Consider the following 24167-nt stretch of genomic DNA (forward strand, 5'->3'; position numbering starts at 1 on the left):
GTGGCGCCGACAGGGCAGCGCGGTAGAGCGGCCCGTCTACGCTAACCCGGGGACGACGGATGTCGGAAACGACCGGCGTGTCCGCGCACGGGCGCCGCTCGTCCCGACTCGCCGGATCCGCCTCTCAGAGGGTGGAGTCGAGGTAGGCGTCGCACACGGTCTGCGGGTCGCCGTCGAGGCGCAGCTCGCCGTGGTCGATCCACAGCACGCGCGTGCAGGTGTCCATGATCGAGCTGATCGAGTGGCTCACGAGGAACACCGTGCCCGCCTCGTCGCGCATGTCGCGGATGCGCTGCTCGCTGCGCTTGCGGAACCGCTTGTCGCCGACCGCCAGCGCCTCGTCGATCATCAGGATCTGCTGGCTCTTCGCGATCGCGATCGAGAACCGCAGGCGCGCCTGCATCCCGGACGAGTACGTGCGCATCGGCAGGTCGCGGAACTCCTCGAGCCCGGCGAAGTCGATGATCTCGTCGGCGCGCTCGTCGATCTCCGCGGGCGTGAAGCCGAGCGCCAGGGCGCCCAGACGCACGTTCTTGTCGCCGGAGAGATTGTTGAGCAGCGCGGCGTTGACACCGAGCAGGGCGGGCTGCGCCGAGGCGTACACCGCGCCCTCGGTGGCCGGCTGCAGGCCCGCGATGGTGCGCAGCAGCGTCGACTTGCCCGATCCGTTGTGACCGATGATGCCGATCGACTCGCCCTGCCGGACGACGAAGCTCAGCCCCTTGAGGGCGTGCACCTCGCGCATGCCGCGGGTGCGGGGGATGCGCTCGCCCATCTTGCCCGTGGTCGCCTTGCCCGAGGCGAACACGCGGTACTTCACGTGCAGGCCGTCGACGACGACCGTGGGGGCGCCGAGCGGCGCGGGCGCGACGTCTGCGGCGGAGAGGTCAGTCACGCCCGTACGTCTCCTCGCCGGCCCAGAAGTAGACGATGCCGAAGACGAAGAACGCCACGGCTCCCACGCTGCCGATGATCCAGAAGATCGGATCGAACGGCGAGTGGAGCACCGTGGCCCAGCGAATGAGCGCGATGTAGTCGTGCACCGGGTTGAGCCGCGCGATGAACAGGAGCGCCGGGTCGCCCTGGAGGTACTGCTCGAGCGAGAAGAACACGCCCGTCGTGTAGAACATGATCCGCGTGATGAACTGGATGAACTGCCGGAAGTCGCGGAAGTGCGTCGTGATGCGCGCCGCGATGAGCGCGACGCCGGTGTTGAACATCGTCATGAGCACGAGTACGGGGATGACGGCGAGCCAGGCCACCGTGACCGGCTCGCCGAACACCGCGACGATCGCGAGCATGAGCACGACCATCGGGATGACCTCGAACAGCGACTGCAGCACGGACGAGAGCGGCAGCAGGATGCGCGGGAAGCTGAGGCTCTTGACGAGCGCGGCGTTGGCGATGACCGACTTCGCGCCGTCGGAGAACGAGTCGCTGAAGAACGCGAAGATGAACACCCCGACGATGAGGTAGGGGATGAACGCGGGGCCGTTGTTCGGAGCCGTGTGCAGGAACACGCCGAAGATGACGCCGTACACGACCGCGTTGAGCAGCGGGCCGAGCACGACCCAGGCGAGACCGAGCCGGTTCTCCTCGTTCGCGGCCCGGATGCGATAGCTCGCGAGCGTCACCGCGAACGCCCGGCGGCTCCATGCCTCGGCCAGATAGGCGAAGAGGTGGGGGCGCGCACCGACCCGGGCCAGTCCCGCGTCGCGCGCGAGGCTCGCGTAATCCGTCACGTCCACCGCACTCCCGCTGCGACCAGGGGGGTCGGGTCGCTCACAACGCACGGAATGCTACCAGCCGCCGGCCGTGCTCCGGCCGCAGGCACCGGGCGACCGCACCGGGCGACGGCACCGGCCGGCCGCGGGCACACGGCAGCGGGCGACGGCACCGGCCCGTCGACGCGCCGGGTGGTAGCCTCGACGCCGCCCAGCGACCCACGGGTCCCGACGGGACACCGGCGAACTCGACGGAGGAAGGGCGACCGTGCCGACCCTGAGCGTCATCGTCGACGAGATGCTGAGCACCGCCCCGAGCGGCGTCGCCCGCTACACCGAGGAGCTCGCCCGGGCGCTCATCGAGACGGCCCCCGCCGGGTGCGACGTCGAGGCGCTCGTCGCCGCGTCGTCACAGAGCGCCCGCGCACTGCTCGCCGAGCGCCTGCCCGGCCTCGCCGGCATCCGCTCGAACCGTCTCGACCGGCGGCAGCTGCGCGGGGCGTGGCAGCACGGGTTCACGCGTCTGACGGCGGGGATGGTGCACGCCCCGAGCCCGTTCGCGCCGCTGTCGCGTCACGAGCGCGCGTCGCACGCCGGCGGACAGCAGATCGTCGTGACGGTGCACGACACGCTCGCGTGGACGCATCCGGAGTCCCTGTCGGCCGCGGACGCGTCCTGGGCGAGGGCGATGGTGGCGCGCGCCGCCCGGTACGCGGATGCCGTCGTCGTGCCGACGCACGCGGTCGCGGATGCGCTCGCCGGTGTCGGGTCGTTCGGCGAGCGCATCCGCGTCATCGGCGGGGCGGTGAGCGACCGCCTCGTGGAGCCGGCGGATGCCGCTGCGCGGCGGGCGGGCCTCGCGCTGCCCGCCCGCTACCTCGTCGCGCTCGGCGACCTCTCCGCGGGCAAGGCCCTCGACCGCACGCTCGACGCGCTCGCGCAGCTCGGCGACGACGCGCTCCCGCTCGTGCTCGTCGGGGTGTCGGGTGCCGCGATCGTCGCCGTCCAGGACGCTGCGCGCGACGCCGGGCTGCCGACCGGTCGAGTCGTGCCGCTCGGGGTGCTCGAGGACGCCGACTACGCGGCGGTGATCGCCGGCGCGGTCGCCCTCGTGCACCCGAGCGTCGACGAGGGCTTCGGGCTCGTCGTGCTCGAGGCGATGCGGCTCGGGGTGCCGGTCGTGCACGCCGACACGCCCGCGGTGCTCGAGGTGGCCGGCGACGCGGGGCTCGTCGTGCCCGCGTCGGAGGGCTCGCGCGCACTCGCCGACGCGCTCGCCGCCCTCACGACGGATGCGGTGCTCGCGGACAGCCTGCGCGTGCTCGGACGCGACCGCGCGGGCCTGTTCAGCTGGGCCCGGTCGGCCGAGAAGGTCTGGCAGCTGCACGCGGACCTCTAGCGCGGCCCCGCCGGCCGCCGCGCCGGCCGCCGCCGTGCTCCGGGTCGGTGACGGCCCCAAAACGAAGGAGTTCGGCGCCCGGGCGCCCGGTTCGGGGGCGGTTCGGGCGCATCCGTTCGCGTTCTCCTTCGTTTTGGGGCGGGAGCGTTGGGGCGGGAGCGTCGGGGCGGGGCGAGCGCCGCGTCAGTGGGCGGCCGGGCGGGCGCCGCGTCAGTGGGCGGCCGCGTCCTTCGCGGCCTGGGCGAGGGTGTCCTGCACGCGGGCGTGGATGTCGTCGAAGTCCGGGAACACCACGTTCACGCCGTTCTTCGGCACGAGCTCGAGCTGGGTGACCTCGTGCCCGCGCGCCTTCTCGGCGAGATCGACGAAGCCGCCGAGCATCCCCTGCGGGATGTCGGTCTTCACGATGCGCGTGCCCGCGTTCGCGACCGCCTGGACCTTCGTCAGCACGGTCGAGGGCGAGAACTGCTTGAGCAGCGCCTCCTGCACCTCGCGCTGGCGCGCCATCCGGTCGTAGTCGCTCGTCGACTCGCGACTTCGCGCGTACCAGAGCGCGGCGCGCCCGCTCATCACGCGCGTGCCCTTCTCGATCCAGCCGGTGACCCCGACCAGCCGACCGGCCGAGTTGACCTTGCCGCCGATCGGCAGCCGCTCCTTGACCGTGATCTTCACGCCGCCGAGCGCGTCGATGAGGTCCTTGAAGCCGCCCATGTCGATGAGCGTGTAGTACTGGATGGTCAGTCCGGTGACCCCGGATGCCGCGTCCCGCATCGCCTCGATGCCCGGCTCGCTGCTGTCCGCCGCCGCGTCCGGGTAGAGCTCGGGATGGTCCTCGCCGTAGGTGTAGAGGTAGTCGATGAGGCAGTTCACGCCGCAGTCGTACCCGTCGGGGAACGCCCGGTTGAGCGGCGAGCCGGCGGGGAACGGGGTGCGCTGCAGATTGCGCGGGATGCCGATGATCGTCGCCGCGCCCGTCGCCGCGTCGACGGACACGACCGAGATCGAGTCCGGCCGCAGGCCCACCCGGCTCGACCCGGCGTCACCGCCGAGCAGCAGGATGTTGTACTTGCCGTCGACCGGGTCGGCCAGGTGACCGCCCGAGAACACGTCGACGACGAGTCCGCGTGCGCTGTTCGTGACGACCGCGCCGTAACCGGCCCCGGCGACGAGCGCGCCGACGACGACCACCGCGAGCAGGGTGATCGCGGGCCGGGCGGCCGGCGCTGCGCGGACGAGCCGCGCGAGCCGCAGGGTGTCGACGGTGAGCGTCAGCCACAGCAGTCCGAAGAAGACGCACGCGACCTGCAGCACGGTGAGCGCGATCGCGTTCGTCGCGACCGTGATGAGCACGTCGCGCCGCACCAGGAGGAGCACGACCCCCGCGACGACGACGATCCAGAGCGCGAGGGTCGCGACGAGCCCGAACCGCCCGAGCCGGCGGTTGCCCGCGAGCACCTGCACGCTCCCGGGCAGCAGGATGTTGAGCAGCACGAGCCACCAGGCCCGGCGCGTCATGCCCTCCCGCGACGCCTGGTCGGGGAACCGGATCGGCTGCAGCGCCGTCACGAGGCGGCGGAGCCCGAGGCCGTCGACGGACCGCGGCCGGCGCCGGGACCCGGCTCGAGCGTGGCCTTCAGCGCGGCGTTCTTCTGCTCGACGAGGGTCTCGAGCTCGGCCGCGTAGGCGACGAGGCGGGCGGCGAGCGCCGCATCCGTCGTCCCGAGGATGCGGGCGGCGAGGATTCCGGCGTTGCGGGCGCCGCCGATCGACACCGTGGCGACCGGGATGCCGGCGGGCATCTGCACGATCGACAGCAGCGAGTCGAGGCCGTCGAGCCGGGCGAGCGGCACGGGCACGCCGATGACGGGCAGGGTGGTGAGGCTCGCGAGCATGCCGGGCAGGTGCGCGGCCCCGCCCGCGCCCGCGATGATCGTGCGGATGCCGCGGTCCCGCGCCCCGGCGCCGTACGCGAGCAGCTTGCGCGGGGTGCGGTGCGCGGAGACCACCTCGACCTCGTAGGGCACGCCGAATCCGTCGAGGGCGGATGCGGCATCCGCCATCACGGACCAGTCGGAGTCCGATCCCATGACGATCGCGACGAGAGGCGTGGACACGACCCCGATAGTAGGGCGCGCGCACGGGAGAACCCCGGAGCCGCGCTGCGCCGGTCCGACGGGCGCCGGTCCGACGGGCGCCGGCGTCGACGAACGCGGCGAGCGCGACCGGACCGGCTCAGGCGTCGAAGAACGCGGCGGCGGCGCGCGCCCGGTAGACGACGTCGTCGAGATCGTCGCCGGTCGCGGTCACGTGGCCGACCTTGCGGCCGGGGCGCGGGGTCTTGCCGTAGCCGTGCACCTTCACGGTGGGCTGGTCGGCGAGGGCGCGCGGATAGCGGCCGACGTACTCCCCCGCGGACGGTCCGCCGAGCACGTTGACCATGACGCTCCACGGCTCGCGCACGCCGGTGGCGCCGAGCGGCAGGTCGAGCACGGCGCGCAGGTGCTGCTCGAACTGGCTCGTCGTCGAGCCCTCGATGGTCCAGTGGCCGGTGTTGTGCGGACGCATCGCGAGCTCGTTGACGAGCAGCCGGTCGTCGGTCGTCTCGAACAGCTCGACCGCGAGCACCCCGGTCACGTCGAGCTCGGCCGCGACGGTCGTCGCGATGTCGGCCGCGGCATCCGCGAGGCGGCCGGCGGAGCGCGGCGCCGGGGCGATGACCTCGGCGCACACGCCGTTGCGCTGGGTCGTCTCGACGAGCGGCCAGAGCGCGATGTCGCCCGACGGCCGCCGGGCGACGAGCTGGCTCAGCTCCCGGCGGAACTCGACGAGCTCCTCGACGAGCAGCGGCCGCCCGGCGTCGCCGAGCCAGTCCGCCGCGTCGTCCGGGCTCGTCACGACGCGCACGCCCTTGCCGTCGTACCCGCCGGTCGGGGTCTTCAGCACGGCGCGGCCGCCGTGGTCGGCGAGGAACGCCGCGAGGCCGTCGGGTCCGGTCACCTCGGCCCAGTCCGGTACGGGCTGGGCGAGCGCGCTGAGCCGCTGCCGCATCCAGATCTTGTCCTGGGCGAAGAGCAGGGCGTGCGGGCCGGGGCGCACGGCGACGCCCGCCGCGACGAGCGCCCTCAGGTGCTCCTGGGGCACGTGCTCGTGGTCGAACGTGAGCACGTCGACCCCCTGCCCAAAACGAAGGAGGTCGTCGAGGTTTCGCGGCGATCCGAGCTGCGAGACGGCGATCGCGGCCGATTCTCCTTCGTTTTCGGCCAGCACGCGGATGCCGATTCCGAGCTCGATCGCGGGCGGCACCATCATGCGGGCGAGCTGCCCCCCGCCGACGACCCCGACCGTGTAGCCCATGAGTCCCTCACCCTTCGCGCAGGAGGCGTGCGGAACGCCCTGCATATACTGTGCCGACCGCTAGAGACCCTACCGAGCGACGCCCGCTGGAGGAGACGACTGCCCGCATGAGACGACCGCTCGCATGAGACGACTGCTCAGTCAGTTCGCCCGCTTCGGCGTCGTGGGCGCGGGCGGCGTCGTCATCGACTTCGTCGTGTTCAACGTTCTGCGCGCGACGGTGCTCGACCCGTCCGACGTCGCCCACGGGCCGCTCGTCGCGAAGGTCATCTCGACGACCGTCGCCATCGTCTTCAACTGGCTCGGCAACCGCTACTGGACGTTCCGGCACGACAAGCGCGACCACTGGCTGCGCGAGGCGGTCGAGTTCGCGATCGTGAGCCTCGGCGGCATGGGCATCGCCCTCGGCTGCCTCGGCGTCTCGCACTACCTGCTCGGGTTCACCGACGTCGTCTCCGACAACATCGCGACGAACGTCGTCGGCCTCGCGCTCGGCACGGCGTTCCGATTCACGTTCTACCGGCTGTGGGTGTTCCGCGGCGAGCGCGCCCCCGCCGTCGAGCTTCTCGGCATCGACCTGCCGGCCGACGACATCGGCACGACGGCTACCGCGACCCCCAGTGCACGGTCTCATCGGGCGCCCGGGCCTGCGAGCGCTGACGGCGCGCCGCAACGGGGTTGACGCTCTCCTCCATCAGGTCGTTGAGCGCCTCCTGCACGAGGCGCGCGTTCGGCACGTCGCGCAGCACGACCGGACGGTCGAGGCCCGCGTTGATCTCGACCGTGCCGCTGCCCGCGATCGCCTGACCGGCCGACTGGCGCACGGTCACGTCGTAGCCGCGGCTGTGCAGCAGCTCCTGACGCACGCGCACGACGCCGCCGGTGCGCACCACGACGCGCCGCGAGGTGATCGTGTAGCGCGTGCCGAGCCAGACCAGGAACGGCGCGAGCGCGAGCAGCACGACGACGAGCGCTGCGCCCCCGATCAGCGCGAGCTGCTGCCAGCCCTCCTCGACGATGCCGGAGAGGTAGCCGACCGCCCCCGAGACCGCCACGAGCACGACGGCGGGCAGCACGAGCCGGCGGGCGTGGGGACGCAACTGGGCGACGACCGTCTCGGGGGCCCGCTCGGGCATCCGCTCCTCGGCCGTCGACATGCCCCTATTCATACCGCAGGTGGGTCACGTCCCCGGCAGCGACGGCGCGCTCCGGCGCGCCGTCCGGGGCGACCAGGAGGCGCCCGTCGGCGTCGATGCCCGTGGCCGTGCCGTGCAGCGCCGAGCCGTCGGGCAGCTCCACCCGCACCGCACGCCCCACGGTCGCGCACTCCTCGAGCAGGAGCGCACGGATGCCGGCGGCTCCGGCATCGCCGCGGGCGGCGTCGAGCCGCGCCGCGAGCGCCCGGAGCGCCCGCAGGTAGCCGGAGAGCACGGCGTCGGCCAGGGCGTCGCCCGCGAGCGTCGCCCCCTCGAGGAGGAGCGAGGTCGAGACGGGAGTCGGCAGCTCCTCGGCACCGAGGGCGAGGTTGATCCCCGCGCCGACGACGACGCGGCCGTCCGGCAGCAGCTCGGCGAGCACCCCGCTCACCTTTCGCCCGCTCACCTGCGGGTCGTTCGGCCACTTCAGGGCGACCACGGCGTCCGCCGGCAGCACGGCGCGCACCGCCTCGACGACCGCGAGGCCCGCGACGAGGGGGATCCAGCCCGACGCCGGCGTGGCCGGTGCGAGCAGCACGGAGATCGCGAGCGAGCGACCGGCCGGCGCCGACCAGTCCCGCCCCCGGCGTCCGCGGCCGGCCCGCTGGTCGCCGGTGACGACGGCCGTGAACGGGACGGCATCCGGCTCGGCGGCGAGCGCCCGCAGGTCGTCGTTGGTCGACCCGGTATGCGGCAGCACCACGAGCCGGGGCGTCGTCGCGGCGCTCAGCGGCAGGTGCATGCGTGCAACGCTAGCGGCGGTTTTCTGTCGGATCCGGCGACCGGGCGACCCGGATGCCCCCGGGTAGGGTGACACCGTGACTGACGCTGTGACGCCCGACATGCTCACCACCGCGGGCAAGCTCGCCGACCTCAAGAACCGCTATCACGAGGCCGTCACGGCGAGCGGCGAGGCCGCCATCGAGAAGCAGCACGCCAAGGGCAAGAAGACCGCCCGGGAGCGCATCGAGCAGCTGCTCGACCACGGCTCGTTCGTCGAGCTCGACGAGTTCGTGCGGCACCGCACCCACGCGTTCGGCATGGAGAAGAAGCGCCCGTACGGGGATGCCGTGGTCACCGGGCTCGGCACGATCCACGGGCGCCAGGTCGCGGTCTACAGCCAGGACTTCACGATCTTCGGCGGCAGCCTCGGCGAGGTCGCGGGCGAGAAGATCATCAAGGTCATGGACCACGCCATCAAGACCGGGGTGCCGATCATCGGCATCCTCGACTCGGGCGGCGCGCGCATCCAGGAGGGCGTCGTCGCGCTCGGCAAGTACGGCGAGATCTTCAAGCGCAACACGCAGGCCTCGGGCGTCATCCCGCAGCTCTCGATCATCATGGGGCCGGCCGCGGGCGGCGCCGTCTACTCCCCCGCGCTCACCGACTTCGTGATCATGGTGGACAAGAGCTCGCAGATGTTCGTCACCGGTCCCGACGTCATCAAGACCGTCACGGGCGAGGACGTCGGCATGGAGGAGCTCGGCGGCGCACTCACCCACAACTCCGTCTCGGGCGTCTCGCACTACCTCGCGGCCGACGAGGACGACGCGCTCGACTACGCGCGCACCCTGCTGTCGTTCCTGCCGGACAACAACCTCACCGACACCCCGGTCTACGAGACGGAGGTCGAGCTCGAGATCACGGATGCCGACCGCCGGCTCAACGCGATCATCCCGGACAGCCCGAACCAGCCCTACGACGTCACGACGATCATCGAGCACATCGTCGACGAGGAGGACTTCGTCGAGGTGCAGCCGCTGTTCGCGCCGAACATCGTCATCGGCTTCGGGCGCGTCGAGGGCCGCTCGGTGGGCATCATCGCCAACCAGCCGAGCGCGATGGCGGGAACGCTCAACATCGACGCGGGCGAGAAGGCGGCGCGCTTCCTGCGGTTCTGCGACGCGTTCTCGATCCCGATCCTCACGCTCGTCGACGTGCCGGGCTACCTGCCGGGCACCGACCAGGAGTGGACGGGCGTCATCCGCCGCGGGGCGAAGCTGCTCTACGCCTACGCGGAGGCGACCGTGCCGCTCGTCACGGTCATCACGCGCAAGGCCTACGGCGGCGCCTACATCGTGATGGGGTCGAAGCAGCTCGGCGCCGACCTCAACTACGCGTGGCCGACGGCCGAGATCGCCGTGATGGGCGGCCAGGGTGCCGTCAACATCCTGTACCGCAACGAGATCAAGGCGGCCGAGGCGGCCGGCGAGGACGTCGCCGCCGTACGGGCCCGGCTCGCGAGCGAGTACACCTACAACGTGACCTCGCCGTTCCTCGCGGCCGAGCGCGGCGAGCTCGACGGCGTCATCGAGCCCGCGGCGACGCGCGTCGTCGTGACGAAGGCGCTGCGTGCGCTGCGCACCAAGCGGGCCTCGCAGCCGCCGAAGAAGCACGGGAACATCCCGCTGTGAGCGAGCACGCCGCCGACGGGGCAGTGCCGCTGTCGATCCGGGTCGAGCGCGGCCGCCCGTCCCCCGAGGAGCTCGCCGCGGTGACCGCCGTGCTCACGGCCGCGATCGACGAGCTCTCCCAGGACCGCGCCCGGGCGCACGAGCCGGTCGTGTCGTCGTGGTCCCGGTCGCAGCGCGCGGTGCGGCACGAGCTGACGCCCGGCGCCGGCCGATGGCGCTCGTTCGAGGCCTGAGCACCGCGATCCGCGGCCGCGGCGACCGAACCTGTCGTGTTCGCACGGCCACACGACGGAATGCGTCGCCGATCGGCGCGACTGTACCCCGATCCGTCGTTGTTGCGGATTCCCGGGCCGCACGAACACGGAGCGGCTCGGGCGTCCGGATCGGACATTTGTACCCCGAATCGGGTTCGCGTGTCCCCAGAAATGACGACTGTGCTCACGGGTCGCGACGGGGATGATTGATCGTGCTAGGTGTCTCTCACAGAGGTACACCGCCGATCACCGGTCTCTGGGTTAAGCGGACCGGTGCATTGGGGGCGAGTCAGGGCGTTGTTCGGGTCAGCGTCCTGACTCGGTACGTGACGAAGGGCCGGTGCGCATCGCGCACCGGCCCTTCGGTCGCTCCCGGGCGGTCAGGAGACGTCGGAGGTCTCGCCGTCCGGGTCGAGGCCGGGCAGGATCCCGTCCTCGACGGCCCGGCGCAGCAGGTCGACCTTCGTCCGCGCCGGCCGGCCGACCTGCACGTACTTCTCCCGGATGCGGTCGAGGTACTCGCGCGCCGTCGAGTAGCCGATCCCGAGCTGCTGCGCGGCGAGCTTGAGCGGCAGGCCGGAGGCGTACAGGTGCAGGATCTCCCGCTCCCGACGACCCAGCTGCGCCTTCGCGAAGTCGCGATCGGCGTCGATCGCGGTCGCCCACTCCAGGTTGTTGAGCACCTCGCCGTGCGCGACGGAGGTCGCCGCGGCGATCACCGTCCGCGTCGCCGAGGACTTCGGGATGACGCCCGCAGCGCCCGCCGCGAGCGCCTCGCGCACGAGACCCACGCGGTCGGCGATCGAGTGCACGAGCACGGCCGAACCGGCCGCCTGCACGCGCTTGACGTTGTCGGTGACGGTCGAGCCGTCGCCGAGGGAGAGGTCGAGCACGACGACGTCGCACTCCCGGCCCGCGAGCCCGTCGATGAGCTCGGCGACGGTCGCTGCGGCGAGCATGAACTGGTAGCCCTCCGACTCGAAGGCGGCACGGAGGCCGAGCCGCACCGACTCGTGGTCGTCCACGACCGCGACGCGCACCGAGCCAGGAGCAGCACGCGGGGGCGTGACCTCGGTCTGCACGGCATCCATCCTGATCTCCCGGGATCGCGATTCGGGTCTGCGATCCACTGCCATGTTAAACGGAATCAGCCGGGGCTCGGCGCGAGCGTCGCGACCGCCTCGACGTGGTGGGTGTTCGGGAACAGGTCGAACGCCCGCAGCGCCCGCAGCTCGTAGCCGCGTTTGGCGAAGGTGCCGAGATCGCGGGCGAGGGCGACGGGGTCGCACGCGACGTAGACCACCTGGGCGGGCGCGAGCGACGCGATCGCGGCGACGACGTCCCGACCGGCGCCCGCGCGCGGCGGGTCGAGCACGATCGTCGCCCGGGCGAACCGGGCGCGCTCGCTCGCGGAGGCGTCGCGGGCGCGCTCCGCGATCCAGCGCTCGACGCGCGCGGTCTCCACGGATGCGCCGAGCCAGTCCGCCAGATTCGTGCCGGCGTGGTCGGTGGCGCGCGGGTCGCTCTCGACGCTCGTGATGCGCGTGCGCGGACCGAACCGGTCGCCGACGGCGGCGGCGAGCAGGCCGACGCCGCCGTACAGGTCGAGGTTCGCGGCGTCCGGGTCGAATCGCTCGGCCTCGACCGCCTGCTGCACCGCGCCGGTCAGGGCCGCCGCCGCGCCGCGGTGCACCTGCCAGAACCCGGTGTCGGAGAGCTCGAACTCCCGCTCGCCGACGACCTCGACGATCGTCGACGGCTTCTGCTCGCCGATCACGAGCCGCACGCCGCCCGTCGAGGGGGCGATGACGTCGACGAGCTGCTCGCCGGCGAAGGACTCGCCGAGCGGAGCACCGGCCTCGAGCTCCGCGGTCGCGAGCGGCAGGGAGTCGACGGGGATCACGCGGTGCGAGCGCGCCGCGAACGGGCCGAGCCGACCCGACTCGTCGACGTGCAGGCGAACGCGGGTGCGCCATCCGCTGCCGTCCGTGGTCTCGCCCTCGACGGGCTCGACCGCGACGCCGCGCTCGATGCCCGCGAAGCGCTGCAGCGCGTCGACGAGCACCTGCCGCTTGAGCTCGCGCTGGTGGGCGAGCTCGATGTGGCCGAACTCGGCGCCGCCGGCGCGATCGGCCGGATCGCGGTCGACGGATGCCGCCGCCCACACGTGCGGGCGGCGGTGCGGGCTCGCGTCGAGCACGCGCACGGTGTCCGCCCGCCAGAACGACTTCTTGCGGGTCTCGGCGAGGCGCGCGAGCACCCGCTCGCCCGGGATCGCGTCGGTCACGAAGACCACCCGGCCGTCGAGACGGGCCACCCCGATGCCGCCGTGCGCGATGTTGGTAACGTCGAGCTCGACCGTGTCACCGATGGACTCTGCCGATTGTCGAGGGGTCACCTGTCGAGGGGTCACCTGTCGAGGATAGGAGCATCCGTGCCGCTGTATCTCGCGTCGACGTCGCCCGCGCGCCTCGCGACGCTGCGCGCCGCCGGCATCGAGCCGATCGTCGTGCCGTCCGCGGTCGACGAGGAGGGCGCGGTCGCCGCGGCCGGTCCGATGACCCCGGATGCCATGGTCGCGTTCCTGGCGCAGCTCAAGGCCGAGGCGGTGCTCGGCTCGCTCGTGGACGGCTCTCCGATCGACGGGTTCGTGCTCGGCGGCGACAGCGCGTTCGAGCTCGACGGGGTCGCCTACGGCAAGCCGCACAGCCCCGCGATCGCGACGCAGCGCTGGCTGCTCCAGCGCGGACGCACCGGCGTGCTGCACTCCGGGCACTGGCTCATCGACCACCGCGGCGGCGCCGTGCGGGCGGCCGTCGGCGCGGTCACGAGCGCCCGGGTCACGTTCGCCGACGACATCACCGACGGAGAGATCGCCGCCTACGTCGCCACCGGCGAGCCGCTCGAGGTGGCCGGCGCGTTCACGATCGACGCGCGCGGCGCCGCGTTCATCACGCGTGTCGAGGGCGACCCGCACGCCGTCGTGGGGCTCTCCGTCGCGACGCTCCGCTCGCTCGTGAACGGATGCGGCGCGCGCTTCACCGACCTCTGGAACCGCTGACCGCATCCGTTCGGTTGTAGGGGTGCGCGCGCCGCCGGCCGCCGTTCTTGTCGTGCGGCGACATAGGCCCCGTCGGCCCGGCCAATAGGCTGGGAAGACTATGGCCCGCATCACCAAGGTCCTCATCGCCAACCGTGGAGAGATCGCCGTCCGGGTCATCCGGGCCGCGCGCGACGCGGGCTACGCCTCGGTCGCCGTCTACGCCGACCAGGACCGCGACGCCCGGCACGTCAAGCTCGCCGACGAGGCCTACGCGCTCGGCGGCGCGACGAGCGCCGACACCTATCTCGTGATCGACAAGATCCTGTCCGTCGCGCGCCGCTCCGGCGCCGACGCGATCCACCCCGGCTACGGCTTCCTCGCCGAGAACGCGGACTTCGCACGCGCCGTGATCGCCGCGGGGATCACCTGGATCGGCCCGTCGCCGGATGCGATCGAGCGCCTCGGCGACAAGGTCAGCGCGCGTCACATCGCCGAGAAGGTCGGCGCGCCGCTCGCCCCCGGCACCATCAACCCGGTCTCCGGAGCGGATGAGGTGCTCGCCTTCGCCGACGAGGTGGGCCTGCCCGTCGCGATCAAGGCCGCGTTCGGCGGCGGCGGTCGCGGTCTCAAGGTCGCGCGCACGCGCGAGGAGATCCCCGAGCTGTTCGACTCGGCGACGCGCGAGGCCGTCGCGGCGTTCGGGCGCGGCGAGTGCTTCGTCGAGAAGTACCTCGACGAGCCGCGGCACGTCGAGACCCAGTGCCTCGCGGACTCCGCCGGCACGGTCGTCGTCGTCTCGACGCGCGACTGCTCGCTGCAGCGCAGGCACCAGAAGCTCGTCGAGGAGGCGCCCGCGCCGTTCCTCACCGACGCCCAGAAGGACGCCCTGTACACGGCGTCGAAGGCGATCCTCGCGGAGGTCGGCTATCTCGGCGCGGGCACGTGCGAGTTCCTCATCGGCAGGGACGGCACCGTCTCGTTCCTCGAGGTGAACACCCGGCTGCAGGTCGAGCATCCGGTCTCCGAGGAGGTCACGGGCATCGACCTCGTGCGCGAGCAGTTCCGCATCGCCGAGGGCGGCCTGCTCGACTACCCGGACCCCGAGCCGCAGGGCCACTCGTTCGAGTTCCGCATCAACGGCGAGGACCCGGGCCGCAACTTCCTGCCGACGCCCGGGCCGGTCTCCGTGCTGCGCTTCCCCGGCGGCCCCGGGGTGCGCGTCGACTCGGGGGTCACGACCGGCGACGTCATCTCGGGCGCGTTCGACTCGCTGCTCGCGAAGCTCATCGTCACGGGCTCCTCCCGCGAGGACGCGCTCGAGCGCTCCCGCCGCGCGCTCGACGAGTTCGAGGTCGCGGGACTGCCGACCGTGCTGCCGTTCCACCGCGCGATCGTGCGCGACCCGGCGTTCACGTCGGAGCCGTTCTCCGTGTACACCCGCTGGATCGAGACCGATTTCGCGAACGACATCGAGCCGTGGTCCGGCACGCTGACGGATGCCGCACCCGCGGCCGAGCGTCAGAGCGTCGTCGTCGAGGTCGACGGCAAGCGCGTCGAGGTGTCGCTGCCGACGAAGCTGCTGCCGTCCGCGGGGCGCGCCGCGGCATCCGCGGCGCCCGCCCCGCGCCGTCGCGGCGGCGCCGGCTCCTCGCCGAGCGCGACGGGCGACCGCGTCGCCGCGCCCATGCAGGCCACGATCGTCAAGGTCGCGGTCGAGGAGGGCGCGAGGGTCGTCAAGGGCGACCTCGTGGTCGTGCTCGAGGCGATGAAGATGGAGCAGCCGATCGCCGCGCACAAGGACGGCACGGTCACCGGCATCGACGCGACCGTCGGCGCGACGGTGTCATCGGGCCACGTGCTGCTCTCGATCGCCGACTGAGGTCGCCGGGCGACGGCTGGGCCCACCGGCCCCGCCGCGCCCGCCGGTCGCCGGGCGGCCGCTGGTCAGTCCGGGAACGGCCCGAGGTGGTAGCTCGCCGCGGACCCGCTGATCCAGACGAACGCGGCCCGGTTCACATCCGTCGTGAGCGTCTGACCCTCGCCGGTGTAGTAGTACGTGGTCGTGCCGCGGGTCACGCCGATGCGGTAGCGCACGTCGCGGTGCACCTTCTGGGTCACGGTCGTGCCGCCGACGAGCGGGGAGTACACCGACTGCGCGGCGAGGTACGTGCCGTTCGCGGTGACGTTGTCGAGCGCGAGGCGCGACGTCGCGTTCACGGGCGAGGCCAGGGTGACCGTGACATCCGTCGTGCGCGTGCCCACCCGTCCGTTGACGTCGCTCGTCGTGGTCGCGCCGGCGTACCGGTTCTGCTGGTAGACGAGCACGCGGTGCGAGCCCTCGAGCGTGCTGCCGCGCCAGTACGACCAGCCGTAGTTCTGCAGGATCTTCGACTTCGGGTCGTTCCAGCCGCGCTGGTTGAAGATGACGTAGTAGCGACCGGTCTGCAGGCCGCGCAGCGTGTACCGGCCCTTCTTGTCGGTCGTCGTGTAGCCGTAGACCACGCCGTCGGCCTTCGTGACGGCGACCGTCGCACCGGGAAGGGGCTTGCCGTCGGGCTTCGTCACCTTTCCCTCGACGACGCCGCCCTGGTAGATCTTCATCCCGATCGTCTTGACCTGTCCGCGCGCGATGGCGATGTAGTCCTGGGTCGCGATCGCGTAGGTGTAGTCGGTGCGGTACATCTGCACGGTGATCGTGTACTTGCCCGGCGGGACCTTGACCGTCGCGAGCCCCTGCGCATTCGTGCGTTTGACCTTGTCGGTCGAGTTCTTCATGCCCGCGACCTCGACGTAGACGCCCTTCTTGTGCCAGTCCGCGCCGGTCGGCTTCGCGAGCTGCACCTTCAGGGTGCCCATCCAGGTGGAAGCGGATGCCGGGGCCGCGGCCGTCACCGTCGCGCCGAGCACAAGGGCGGCCGCGGCGAGGCCGGCGAGGAGCCGGAAGAGTCGAGGTGTCACCCGATGGAGTGTAGGTCGGGCTCGGCGGTTCGTCCTGTCCCCCGATCGGGACGCGGCGCGCCCGGGGAGCGCCGGCGGCGTGTGCCGAGGAACCGATGGCGGGTGCCCGAGGGACCTGCGGCGCAGCGAGGACACGCTCATCCCGCTGGTCGAGGAGCGCCCGAGCGCAGCGAGGACGCGTCTCGAGACCACTCGTCCGCCGAAGGGAACCGTGCTGGTCTCGAGACGCCAGCTCGCTCCGCTCGCGGGCTCCTCGACCAACGCGGGAAGACACGCTCCGCTCGCGGGCTCCTCGATCAGCGAGGACACGGTCATCCCCGCTGGTCGAGGAGCGCCCGAGCGCAGCGAGGACGCGTCTCGAAACCACACGCCCGCCGAAGGAACCGTGCTGGTCTCGAGACGCCGACTCGCTCCGCTCGCGGGCTCCTCGACCTACGGGGGACCGCTCGCGGGCTCCTCGACCTACGGGGAAGGCTCGCGGGCGCCTCGACCAGCGCGACGGAGGATCGCGGCAGCGACGAGCGACCCGGTCGTGGGCGCAACACCGCCGGCTAGTTGACGATGTGCATCGCGCGGGCGGCATCCGTTATCGAGCCCGCGAGCGACGGATACACGCTGAACGCGCGCGCGAGCTGGTCGACCGTGAGCCGGTGCTCGACGGCGAGCGCGATCGAGAGGATGAGCTCGCTCGCCTTCGGGGCGACGATCACCCCGCCGATCACGGTGCCCGAACCGGTGCGCGCGAACAGCTTCACGAAGCCGTCCTTGATGCCCATCATCTTCGCGCGCGGATTCGACGACAGCGGCAGCTTGTAGATCTCGCCCTGGGCGATGCCGTCCTCGATCTGCTTCTGCGTCCAGCCGACCGTCGCGATCTCGGGCTGCGTGAAGATGTTCGAGGTGATGTTGCGCATCTCCGTGGGGAACACGGCGTCGCCCATCGCGTGGAACACCGCCGTGCGCCCCTGCATGGAGGCGACGGATGCGAGCGGCATGAAGTCGCTGCAGTCCCCGGCCGCGTAGATCGACGGCACGCTCGTGCGCGCCACCCGGTTGACGCGGATGTGACCCGACTCGGTGAGCTGCACGCCCGCCTCCTCGAGGCCGATCCCGGCCGTGTTCGGGATGGCGCCGACAGCCATCAGGCAGTGCGAGCCCTCGACCGTGCGTCCGTCGGCCAGGTGGGCGACGACCCCGTCATCCGTCACCTCGACGCGGTCGGCGCGGCTCTTCGAGAGCACGTGCATGCCGCGGCGCTTGAAGACGTTCTCGAGCACGCGGGCCGCATCGGCATCCTCACCCGGGAGCACCTGATCGCGGCTCGAGATGAGCGTCACCTCACTGCCGAGCACGTTGTAGGCGCTCGCGAACTCGGCGCCCGTGACGCCCGAGCCGACGACGATGAGGTGCTCGGGCAGGGCGTCGAGGCTGTACAGCTGCTTCCAGGTGAAGATGCGCTTGCCGTCGGGCTGGGCCGCGGGCAGCTCGCGCGGGCTCGCGCCGACCGCGACGACGATCGTGTCGGCGTCGATCACGTCGAAGTCGGTGCGCGCCCGGCCGCGTCCGGCGCTGAGCACGACGCGGTTCGAGCCGTCGAGGCGACCGTCGCCCTGCACGACCGTGACGCCGGCCTTGATGAGCTGCGACTTCATGTCCTCGCTCTGCTGCTTCGCGAGGCGCAGCAGCCGGTCGTTGACGGCCTCGAGGTTGACGGCGACCTCGGGGCGCACCGGCCGGCCGTTCTCGCCGCGGGAGAAGAACTGAACGCCGAGGTCCCCCGCCTCGCCGATCGAGTGCGTCGCCTCCGCGGTCGCGATGAGGGACTTCGACGGCACGACGTCGGTGAGCACGGCCGATCCGCCGACCCCCGAGCGCTCGACGAGCGTGACCTCGGCGCCGAGCTGCGCGCCGGCGAGCGCCGCCTCGTACCCTCCCGGACCGCCGCCGAGCACCGCGATCCGCTGCTTGCGCTCGAACTCGTAGGCCATGCAGCCATTCTGGCGGGTCGCGCCCGGGCGGGCGAACCCCACCCGGCGACGAGCTTGTGCGGCGCGCAGACGTGGGTGCCGGGACGGGCGGGGCCGGGACGGGCGCTGCCGGGACGGGCGCTGCCGGGACGGGCGGTGCCGAACCGTCGGTGCCGAAACGAATGAGGTGCCGAAACGGGCGGTGCCGAAAACGAAGGAGGAACGTGCGGATACGCGCGACACGCCGCGGGATCGGGCGCGGCATCCGTCGATCTCCTTCGTTTTCGGGAACGGGCCCGGTGCCGTGACTCGCGCGGGCCCAGCGCGGAAGACGAGGGCCGCCACGACACGACCACGGAACGGCTTGCCGCCGACCCGCCGCGGGCGCTGCGCGGCACGCACGTCTCGCCCCTCTCGGGCCGACGCGTCGTCAGCGCTGGCCCGGGCGATCAGTCGAGGTGGCGCAGGCGCGGCCACAGCGCCGACCAGGGCAGGGTCGGCGCGCTGCACAGCTGAACGGGCGCCCCCTGTTCCTCGTTGTCCACGCCGAGCCCGTTGTCCAGCCGCGCCAGCATCGAGCACGACGCGAACCAGCGGCCGGGATCGCGGAGGCCGACCGTGACCACGCGGTCCGTTCTGTCGGCGGGCCGACCCAGGTCGTAGAGCGCGTTGTGGGCGCTGTACACCTCGAGGCCGGGCTCGAACCGATCGAGGGCGCCCGCTTCGCCGTAGTTCGCGGCGACCACGGGTGTGCCCGCCGGCACCACGCCCGCCACCTGCGCCGCGAGGTGCGGCCAGCCCACCTGATCGGCGATCGCCTGGTTGATGAGCGGCGCGGGCGAGACGGATGCCGGCAGCAGCGGCAGCGTGAGGAACGGCGTGACGAGAATGTTGGCCACGACCGCGGCGCGCAGCCAGCCGCGCCGCGCGCGCGAGGCCGCCCAGCGCGCGGCCGGCGCGCATCCGATCGCGAAGACCGCGACGACGATGCCGTAGTCGTAGTAGAACTGCGACCCCGCGGCGCACACCTCGATGAGCACGACCGCGAAGGCGACGGCGATGAAGCGCAGACGGGGATCCCGCGCCGCACGCACCAGTCCCGCGACCCACACGGGCACCAGAGTGGGGCCGATCAGGATGAGCAGGAACGGCCACATCGTCACGCGCACGTCGGCCGCGTTGCTCGCGGCGAGGCCCGCGCCCACCGCGAGCTGCGGCCATCCGTGCTGCGCCTGATAGACGAGCTGAGGCGCCGCGAGCACGGCCAGCAGGGCGACACCGGCGTAGAGCCAGGGTGTGCGGAACGCGCGCCACGGCCCGCAGGTCGCGAGCCCGATCGCGAGCGCGACGAGGAGCATCGCGACGAGCAGCTTGTTCCACGTGCTCGCGCCCGCGATGAGGCCCACCGCGAGCCACCACCGCGGATCGCGACCGAGTGCGCGCAGCGCGCACAGCACGATCGCCGGCCAGACCACGAGATCGACGGAGGCCGTGAGCAGCGTGTGTCCGCCGGTGAGCGTGAACGCGCCGAACGCGTAGCCCCACGCGGCGAGCGCCTGCGCACCGCGGCCTCCGCCGGTCTCCCGTGCGATGAGGGCGACGATCGGCACGCTTCCGACCGCGAGGAGCACCGCCGGGACGCGCAGGATCCAGACCTCGTCGCCGAGCAGCCGCGTCAGGTGAACGAGGGCCGGCACCAGCGGGGGCTGGTCGACGTAGCTCCAGGCGAGCGGAAGCATGCGGAAGTAGAGCTCGTCGCGGTGGTAGCCGTAGGCCCAGCTCGTGGCCGCGAGCACGATGGCGAGCGCCGCGCACGCGGTCGCGACGGGGAGCCGTGCGAGCGCGGGTCTCTCCATGCGGCGACTGTACCCGCGGCCTCGAGCGCCGACGTGCGCCGACGTGCGCCGAAAACGAAGGAGATCCGCACGCAACCGAGCGAAAACCGGCCGGCGGGACGGCGTCCGGCCCGCCGTTCCTTCGTTTTCGGGACCCACCGGCGCCCGTTCGCGCCCACCGGAGCCCGCCGGCGCCGGCTCGCGCCCGCCGGCGCCCGTCCGCGTGCCGACCGGCCCGGTTACGATCGACGGATGACGAGCCCCTACGACTTCGCCGATGTCGATCCGACGGCCCTCGCCGCAGAGGCCGCCGCGCAGATCGCCGCGGCGACGGGCGTCCCGCACCACGACATCGCGCTGACCCTCGGCAGCGGCTGGGGCAAGGCGGCGGAGCTGCTCGGCGAGGTCACCGCGACGATCCCCGCGACCGACATCGCCGGCTTCTCGAAGCCCGCCCTCGCGGGTCACGTCGGCACGCTCCGCAGCATCGCGCTGCCGAACGGCAAGCGCGTGCTCGTGATCGGCGCGCGCACGCACTTCTACGAGTACCGCGACGCCCGCCGCGTCGCCCACTCGGTGCGCACCGCGGCCGCGACCGGAGCGACGACGTTCGTCGTCACGAACGGCGCGGGCGGCATCCGTGAGTCGTGGACCCCCGGGCAGCCGGTGCTGATCAGCGACCACATCAACCTCACGGGCGCGACGCCGCTCACGGGCGCGACCTTCATCGACCTCACCGACCTGTACTCCAGCCGGTTGCGCGCGATCGCCCGCGAGATCGACCCGAGCCTCGACGAGGGCGTGTACGTGCAGTTCCCCGGTCCGCAGTACGAGACGCCCGCCGAGGTGCAGTACGCGAAGGCGATCGGCGGACACATCGTCGGCATGTCGACGGCCCTCGAGGCGATCGCCGCACGCGAGGCGGGCATGGAGATCCTCGGCCTCTCGCTCATCACGAATCTCGCCGCGGGCATCCAGAAGACGCCGCTCAGCCACGCCGAGGTCATCGAGGCCGGTCAGCTCGCCGAGGCGCGCATCGCCCCGATGCTCGCGTCGATCGTGAGCCGGCTGTGACGCTCGACCCCGCGCTGCGAACCGCCGCGGAGGCCTGGCGCGACCAGGATCCGGATGCCGTCACGCGCGCCGAGCTCGACGCGCTGCTCGCGGCGGCCGGCACCGACGACGATGCCGCCGCCGCGCTCGCGGAGCGCTTCTCGGGACGCCTCGCGTTCGGCACGGCGGGACTCCGCGGCGAGCTCGGCGCGGGTCCGACGCGGATGAACCGCGTGCTCGTCGCCCAGGCCGCGGCCGGACTCGCCGCCTACCTGCTCGAGGCGTCGGGGGGCGAGCGCCCGACCGCCGTGATCGGCTACGACGGGCGCACCAACTCATCCGTGTTCGCGCGCGACACCGCCGAGCTGATGGCCGGCGCGGGCGTGCGCGCGATCCTGCTGCCCCGGCTGCTGCCGACCCCGGTGCTCGCGTTCGCGGTGCGGCACCTCGGCGCGAGCGCGGGCGTCATGGTCACCGCCTCGCACAACCCGGCGCGCGACAACGGCTACAAGGTGTATCTCGGCGGGGCCGACGGCGGCAGCCAGATCGTGCCGCCCGCCGACGGCGCGATCGCCGCGCGCATCGCACGTGTCGCGGCCGGCGACATCCGCACGCTCCCCCGGTCGGACGCGTTCGAGGTCGCCCCGGAGGAGGTCGTCGACGCGTACGTCGCGGCGGCCGCGGCGTCCGGTCGAGCGAACGTCGGGGCGGATGCCGGGGCGGATGCCGCGGCGGATGCCGGCACGGATCCCGCGGCCCCGCGCTTCGTCTACACCGCCATGCACGGCGTCGGATTCGAGACCGCGCGGCGGGTGTTCGCGGCGGCCGGCCTCGGCGAGCCGGTCGTGGTCGAGGAGCAGCGCGATCCGGACCCCGCGTTCCCGACCGTCGCGTTCCCGAACCCGGAGGAGGAGGGCGCGCTCGACCTCGCGCTCGCGCTCGCCTCGGCCACGGACGCGCAGCTCGTCGTCGCGAACGACCCCGACGCCGACCGGCTCGCGATCGCGATCCCGGATGCGGCCGGCTGGCGCCGCCTGTCCGGCAACGAGGTCGGGGCGCTGCTCGGCTGGGCGGCCGCGCGCGCGCAGCACGAGACGGGCGGGCACGGCGGGCTCGCCGCATCCCTCGTCTCCTCGCCGGCGCTGCTCGAGGTCGCCGAGAGCTACGACCTGCCGTTCACGGCGACGCTCACGGGCTTCAAGTGGATCTCGCGCGTGCCCGGCCTCGCGTTCGGGTTCGAGGAGGCGCTCGGCTACCTCGTGAACCCCGGCGACGTGCGCGACAAGGACGGCATCTCGGCCGCGACGGCGTTCCTGCGGCTCGCCGCGGCGCTCGCCGCCCGCGGCTCGTCGGTCGCGGAGCACCTGCGCGACTTCGACGAGACGTTCGGCGCGTTCGCATCCGCGCAGGTGTCGATCCGCGTGACCGACCTCGCGCGCATCGGCGAGCTGCTCGCGGGGCTGCGTGCGAGTCCGCCCGCGCACATCGGCCGCGTGCGCGTGCTGCACGTCGACGACTTCCTGGACGGGGTCGACGGGTTCGAGCCGCAGGACATCCTGCGCTTCCGGCTCGAGCACGGCGCCCGCGTGATCGTGCGGGGCAGCGGCACCGAGCCGAAGCTCAAGGTGTACATCGACGCGTCGAGCACGGATGGCACGGTCGAGACCCGGCGGCGCGCCGCGGGCGACCTCGTCGCCGATCTCGAGCACGGCATCCGATCGCTGCTGGGCTGACGGCAGATGAGGCTGACAGGCGGATGAGGCGGGAGTGGCGATGACCCAGGAGTGGCGGCGTGTCGCAGCCGTGCTCGCGGACGAGGTGCGTCGCCACGCGTACGCGGAGCTCGTGCTCGGCGTGCCGACGACGCTCTCGCCCCGGGAGCACCGGCGGGCGCTGGCCGCGCTCGAGAGCGCGGGCCTCGTCGCCGACGGTGCGGTCGTGCCCGACGCGTTCGCCCGGCTGCTCGCCGAGGACGCGCCCGCCGCGCGGCGCGGCGTCGATCGCTGGCTGCGGGACGGCCGCATCGAGCAGTACCCGACGCGCGTCGTCGAGCGCGACGAGCTGCTCGCGCACGTGGCCGGGAGGCTGCCGGCGCGCGACCTCTCGGAGGGCGAGCTGACGACGGCGCTCGGCGTGGTCGCGGACGATCCGGTGACGCTGCGGAGGTACCTCGTCGACGCCGAGTACCTCGTGCGGTCCCCGGACGGCTCGGTGTACCGCGTGCCCGCGCGCTCGTAGGGCGCTCGCCCGGCGGGACGCGGTGGCACCGGCGCCGGGAGGCTGCCGGGGCGGTGCCGGGGCGGTCGCCGAGCGGTGCCGAGGCGATGCCGGGGCGGTCCCCGGGCGATGCCGGGGCGATGCCGGGGCGGTCCCCGGGCGATGCCGGGGCGATGCCGGGGCGGTCCCGGGGCGATGCCGGGGCGATGCCGAAAACGAAGGAGTTCCCGGCGTCAGCGGCTCGGAACGGGCGGATGCGGCATCCGTTCGCGCGTTCCTCCTTCGTTTTCGGGGCCGCGCGCTTCGGGGCCGCCGCGTCGGGGGTCCGCCGCGTCGGGGTTCACCGCGTCGGGGGTCCGCCGCGTCGGGGTTCACCGCGTCCGGGGGTCCGCCGCGTCAGTGCCGCTGCCGCCCGAAAACGAAGGAGAACGGCGCACTCGCGGCGCGGAACGGCCGGATCGCGGCCCCGCCCGACCGGAACTCCTTCGTTTTCGGGCGTTCGTTTTCGGGAACGCCGCGATCGACCCTCGCCGCTTCGGGGACGCCGCCGCGGGACCGCCTCGGCCCCCGCGAGCTCGGGGCCGGCCCCACCGCGACCGCACCGACCGCGCACACGCACGCGACCCCGACCGCCCGGCACCCGGCACCCCGCGCCGCACCCGGCACCCGGCACCCCGCGCCGCACCCGGCACCCGGCACCCGGCACCCGGCACCGACCGCACCGCGCCCCGCGCCCCGCACCCCGCGCTCCGC

Annotated in this window: 21 protein-coding genes; 9 read left to right on the forward strand and 12 right to left on the reverse strand. The window is 73.0% G+C overall.

Annotated elements, in window-relative coordinates; translation table 11 throughout:
* Positions 1-124 precede the first annotated feature (124 nt).
* Positions 125-895, reverse strand: a complete 771-nt coding sequence (locus tag QT381_RS06880; protein ID WP_289248083.1) for an ABC transporter ATP-binding protein — start codon at positions 893-895, stop codon at positions 125-127.
* Positions 888-1748: an ABC transporter permease gene (locus QT381_RS06885; protein WP_289248084.1), complete on the reverse strand. Its 861-nt coding sequence runs from the start codon at positions 1746-1748 to the stop codon at positions 888-890. Before QT381_RS06885 ends, QT381_RS06880 begins: the two co-directional genes overlap by 8 nt.
* Positions 1749-1992: 244 nt before the next feature.
* On the opposite strand from QT381_RS06885, the gene QT381_RS06890 reads away from it, so the two are divergent.
* The gene (locus QT381_RS06890; protein WP_289248085.1) at positions 1993-3123 is read left to right on the forward strand and encodes a glycosyltransferase family 4 protein; all 1131 of its coding nucleotides are present in this window, start codon (positions 1993-1995) and stop codon (positions 3121-3123) included.
* A gap of 210 nt (positions 3124-3333) precedes the next feature.
* Here QT381_RS06890 and QT381_RS06895 read toward each other — a convergent pair whose 3' ends face one another.
* From QT381_RS06895 to QT381_RS06905, 3 genes are all read right to left on the reverse strand, one after another.
* Positions 3334-4689, reverse strand: a complete 1356-nt coding sequence (locus QT381_RS06895; RefSeq protein WP_289248086.1) for an LCP family protein — start codon at positions 4687-4689, stop codon at positions 3334-3336.
* A complete protein-coding gene (gene purE / locus QT381_RS06900) occupies positions 4686-5246 on the reverse strand; it encodes a 5-(carboxyamino)imidazole ribonucleotide mutase (RefSeq protein ID WP_502877469.1) in 561 nt (186 codons plus the stop codon). The genes QT381_RS06895 and purE overlap by 4 nt, the downstream gene beginning before the upstream one ends.
* Before the next feature lie 109 nt (positions 5247-5355).
* A complete protein-coding gene (locus tag QT381_RS06905; RefSeq protein ID WP_289248125.1) occupies positions 5356-6477 on the reverse strand; it encodes a 5-(carboxyamino)imidazole ribonucleotide synthase in 1122 nt (373 codons plus the stop codon).
* Between the two features lie 124 nt (positions 6478-6601).
* Between QT381_RS06905 and QT381_RS06910 the strand changes: the two genes are divergently transcribed.
* A complete protein-coding gene (locus tag QT381_RS06910) occupies positions 6602-7159 on the forward strand; it encodes a GtrA family protein (RefSeq protein WP_289248087.1) in 558 nt (185 codons plus the stop codon).
* Here QT381_RS06910 and QT381_RS06915 read toward each other — a convergent pair.
* Positions 7083-7634, reverse strand: a complete 552-nt coding sequence (locus tag QT381_RS06915) for a PH domain-containing protein (protein ID WP_289248088.1) — start codon at positions 7632-7634, stop codon at positions 7083-7085. The two genes, QT381_RS06910 and QT381_RS06915, sit on opposite strands and share 77 nt — an antisense overlap.
* A 4-nt stretch (positions 7635-7638) precedes the next feature.
* The gene (locus QT381_RS06920) at positions 7639-8415 is read right to left on the reverse strand and encodes a biotin--[acetyl-CoA-carboxylase] ligase (RefSeq protein WP_289248090.1); all 777 of its coding nucleotides are present in this window, start codon (positions 8413-8415) and stop codon (positions 7639-7641) included.
* A gap of 100 nt (positions 8416-8515) precedes the next feature.
* Between QT381_RS06920 and QT381_RS06925 the strand changes: the two genes are divergently transcribed.
* Together QT381_RS06925 and QT381_RS06930 are read left to right on the forward strand one after the other, a co-directional pair.
* Positions 8516-10087 carry an acyl-CoA carboxylase subunit beta gene (locus QT381_RS06925; protein ID WP_289248126.1) on the forward strand — a complete coding sequence of 524 codons (1572 nt, stop codon included), beginning with the start codon at positions 8516-8518 and terminating at the stop codon, positions 10085-10087.
* Positions 10084-10320, forward strand: a complete 237-nt coding sequence (locus QT381_RS06930) for an acyl-CoA carboxylase epsilon subunit (protein WP_289248092.1) — start codon at positions 10084-10086, stop codon at positions 10318-10320. Before QT381_RS06925 ends, QT381_RS06930 begins: the two co-directional genes overlap by 4 nt.
* 401 nt (positions 10321-10721) lie before the next feature.
* Here the strand turns inward: QT381_RS06930 and QT381_RS06935 are convergent, their stop codons facing one another.
* Both QT381_RS06935 and QT381_RS06940 read right to left on the reverse strand, forming a co-directional pair.
* On the reverse strand, positions 10722-11432 hold the full coding sequence (locus QT381_RS06935) for a response regulator transcription factor (RefSeq protein WP_289248093.1): 711 nt from the start codon (positions 11430-11432) through the stop codon (positions 10722-10724).
* A 56-nt stretch (positions 11433-11488) separates the two neighbouring features.
* Positions 11489-12754 carry a class I SAM-dependent RNA methyltransferase gene (locus QT381_RS06940; protein ID WP_289248094.1) on the reverse strand — a complete coding sequence of 422 codons (1266 nt, stop codon included), beginning with the start codon at positions 12752-12754 and terminating at the stop codon, positions 11489-11491.
* Between the two features lie 21 nt (positions 12755-12775).
* Between QT381_RS06940 and QT381_RS06945 the strand changes: the two genes are divergently transcribed.
* Together QT381_RS06945 and QT381_RS06950 are read left to right on the forward strand one after the other, a co-directional pair.
* Complete coding sequence (locus QT381_RS06945; RefSeq protein WP_289248096.1) at positions 12776-13402, forward strand: Maf family protein; 627 nt, start codon at positions 12776-12778, stop codon at positions 13400-13402.
* Positions 13403-13502: 100 nt separating this feature from the next.
* Positions 13503-15263 carry an acetyl/propionyl/methylcrotonyl-CoA carboxylase subunit alpha gene (locus tag QT381_RS06950; RefSeq protein WP_289248097.1) on the forward strand — a complete coding sequence of 587 codons (1761 nt, stop codon included), beginning with the start codon at positions 13503-13505 and terminating at the stop codon, positions 15261-15263.
* Positions 15264-15328: 65 nt separating this feature from the next.
* Here QT381_RS06950 and QT381_RS06955 read toward each other — a convergent pair whose 3' ends face one another.
* From QT381_RS06955 to QT381_RS06965, 3 genes are all read right to left on the reverse strand, one after another.
* Positions 15329-16342 carry a carboxypeptidase-like regulatory domain-containing protein gene (locus QT381_RS06955; RefSeq protein WP_289248098.1) on the reverse strand — a complete coding sequence of 338 codons (1014 nt, stop codon included), beginning with the start codon at positions 16340-16342 and terminating at the stop codon, positions 15329-15331.
* Positions 16343-16893: 551 nt separating this feature from the next.
* On the reverse strand, positions 16894-18330 hold the full coding sequence (locus QT381_RS06960; RefSeq protein ID WP_289248099.1) for an NAD(P)H-quinone dehydrogenase: 1437 nt from the start codon (positions 18328-18330) through the stop codon (positions 16894-16896).
* Between the two features lie 428 nt (positions 18331-18758).
* Positions 18759-20165 carry an ArnT family glycosyltransferase gene (locus tag QT381_RS06965; RefSeq protein ID WP_289248100.1) on the reverse strand — a complete coding sequence of 469 codons (1407 nt, stop codon included), beginning with the start codon at positions 20163-20165 and terminating at the stop codon, positions 18759-18761.
* 231 nt (positions 20166-20396) lie between these two features.
* Here QT381_RS06965 and QT381_RS06970 point away from each other — a divergent pair, with 231 nt between their 5' ends.
* Genes QT381_RS06970 through QT381_RS06980 form a run of 3 tightly spaced genes read left to right on the forward strand, consistent with a single transcriptional unit; the run spans position 20397 to position 23435 of the window.
* Entirely contained in the window at positions 20397-21218 is an 822-nt protein-coding gene (locus QT381_RS06970) for a purine-nucleoside phosphorylase (RefSeq protein WP_289248101.1), read from the forward strand.
* Positions 21215-22930, forward strand: coding sequence for a phospho-sugar mutase (locus tag QT381_RS06975; RefSeq protein WP_289248102.1), 1716 nt, complete (start codon positions 21215-21217; stop codon positions 22928-22930). The genes QT381_RS06970 and QT381_RS06975 overlap by 4 nt, the downstream gene beginning before the upstream one ends.
* Before the next feature lie 40 nt (positions 22931-22970).
* Positions 22971-23435, forward strand: a complete 465-nt coding sequence (locus QT381_RS06980) for a DUF2087 domain-containing protein (protein ID WP_289248127.1) — start codon at positions 22971-22973, stop codon at positions 23433-23435.
* Positions 23436-24167: the final 732 nt, after the last annotated feature.

This window comes from Galbitalea sp. SE-J8 (assembly GCF_030345695.1).
Taxonomy (GTDB): domain Bacteria; phylum Actinomycetota; class Actinomycetes; order Actinomycetales; family Microbacteriaceae; genus JAUASV01.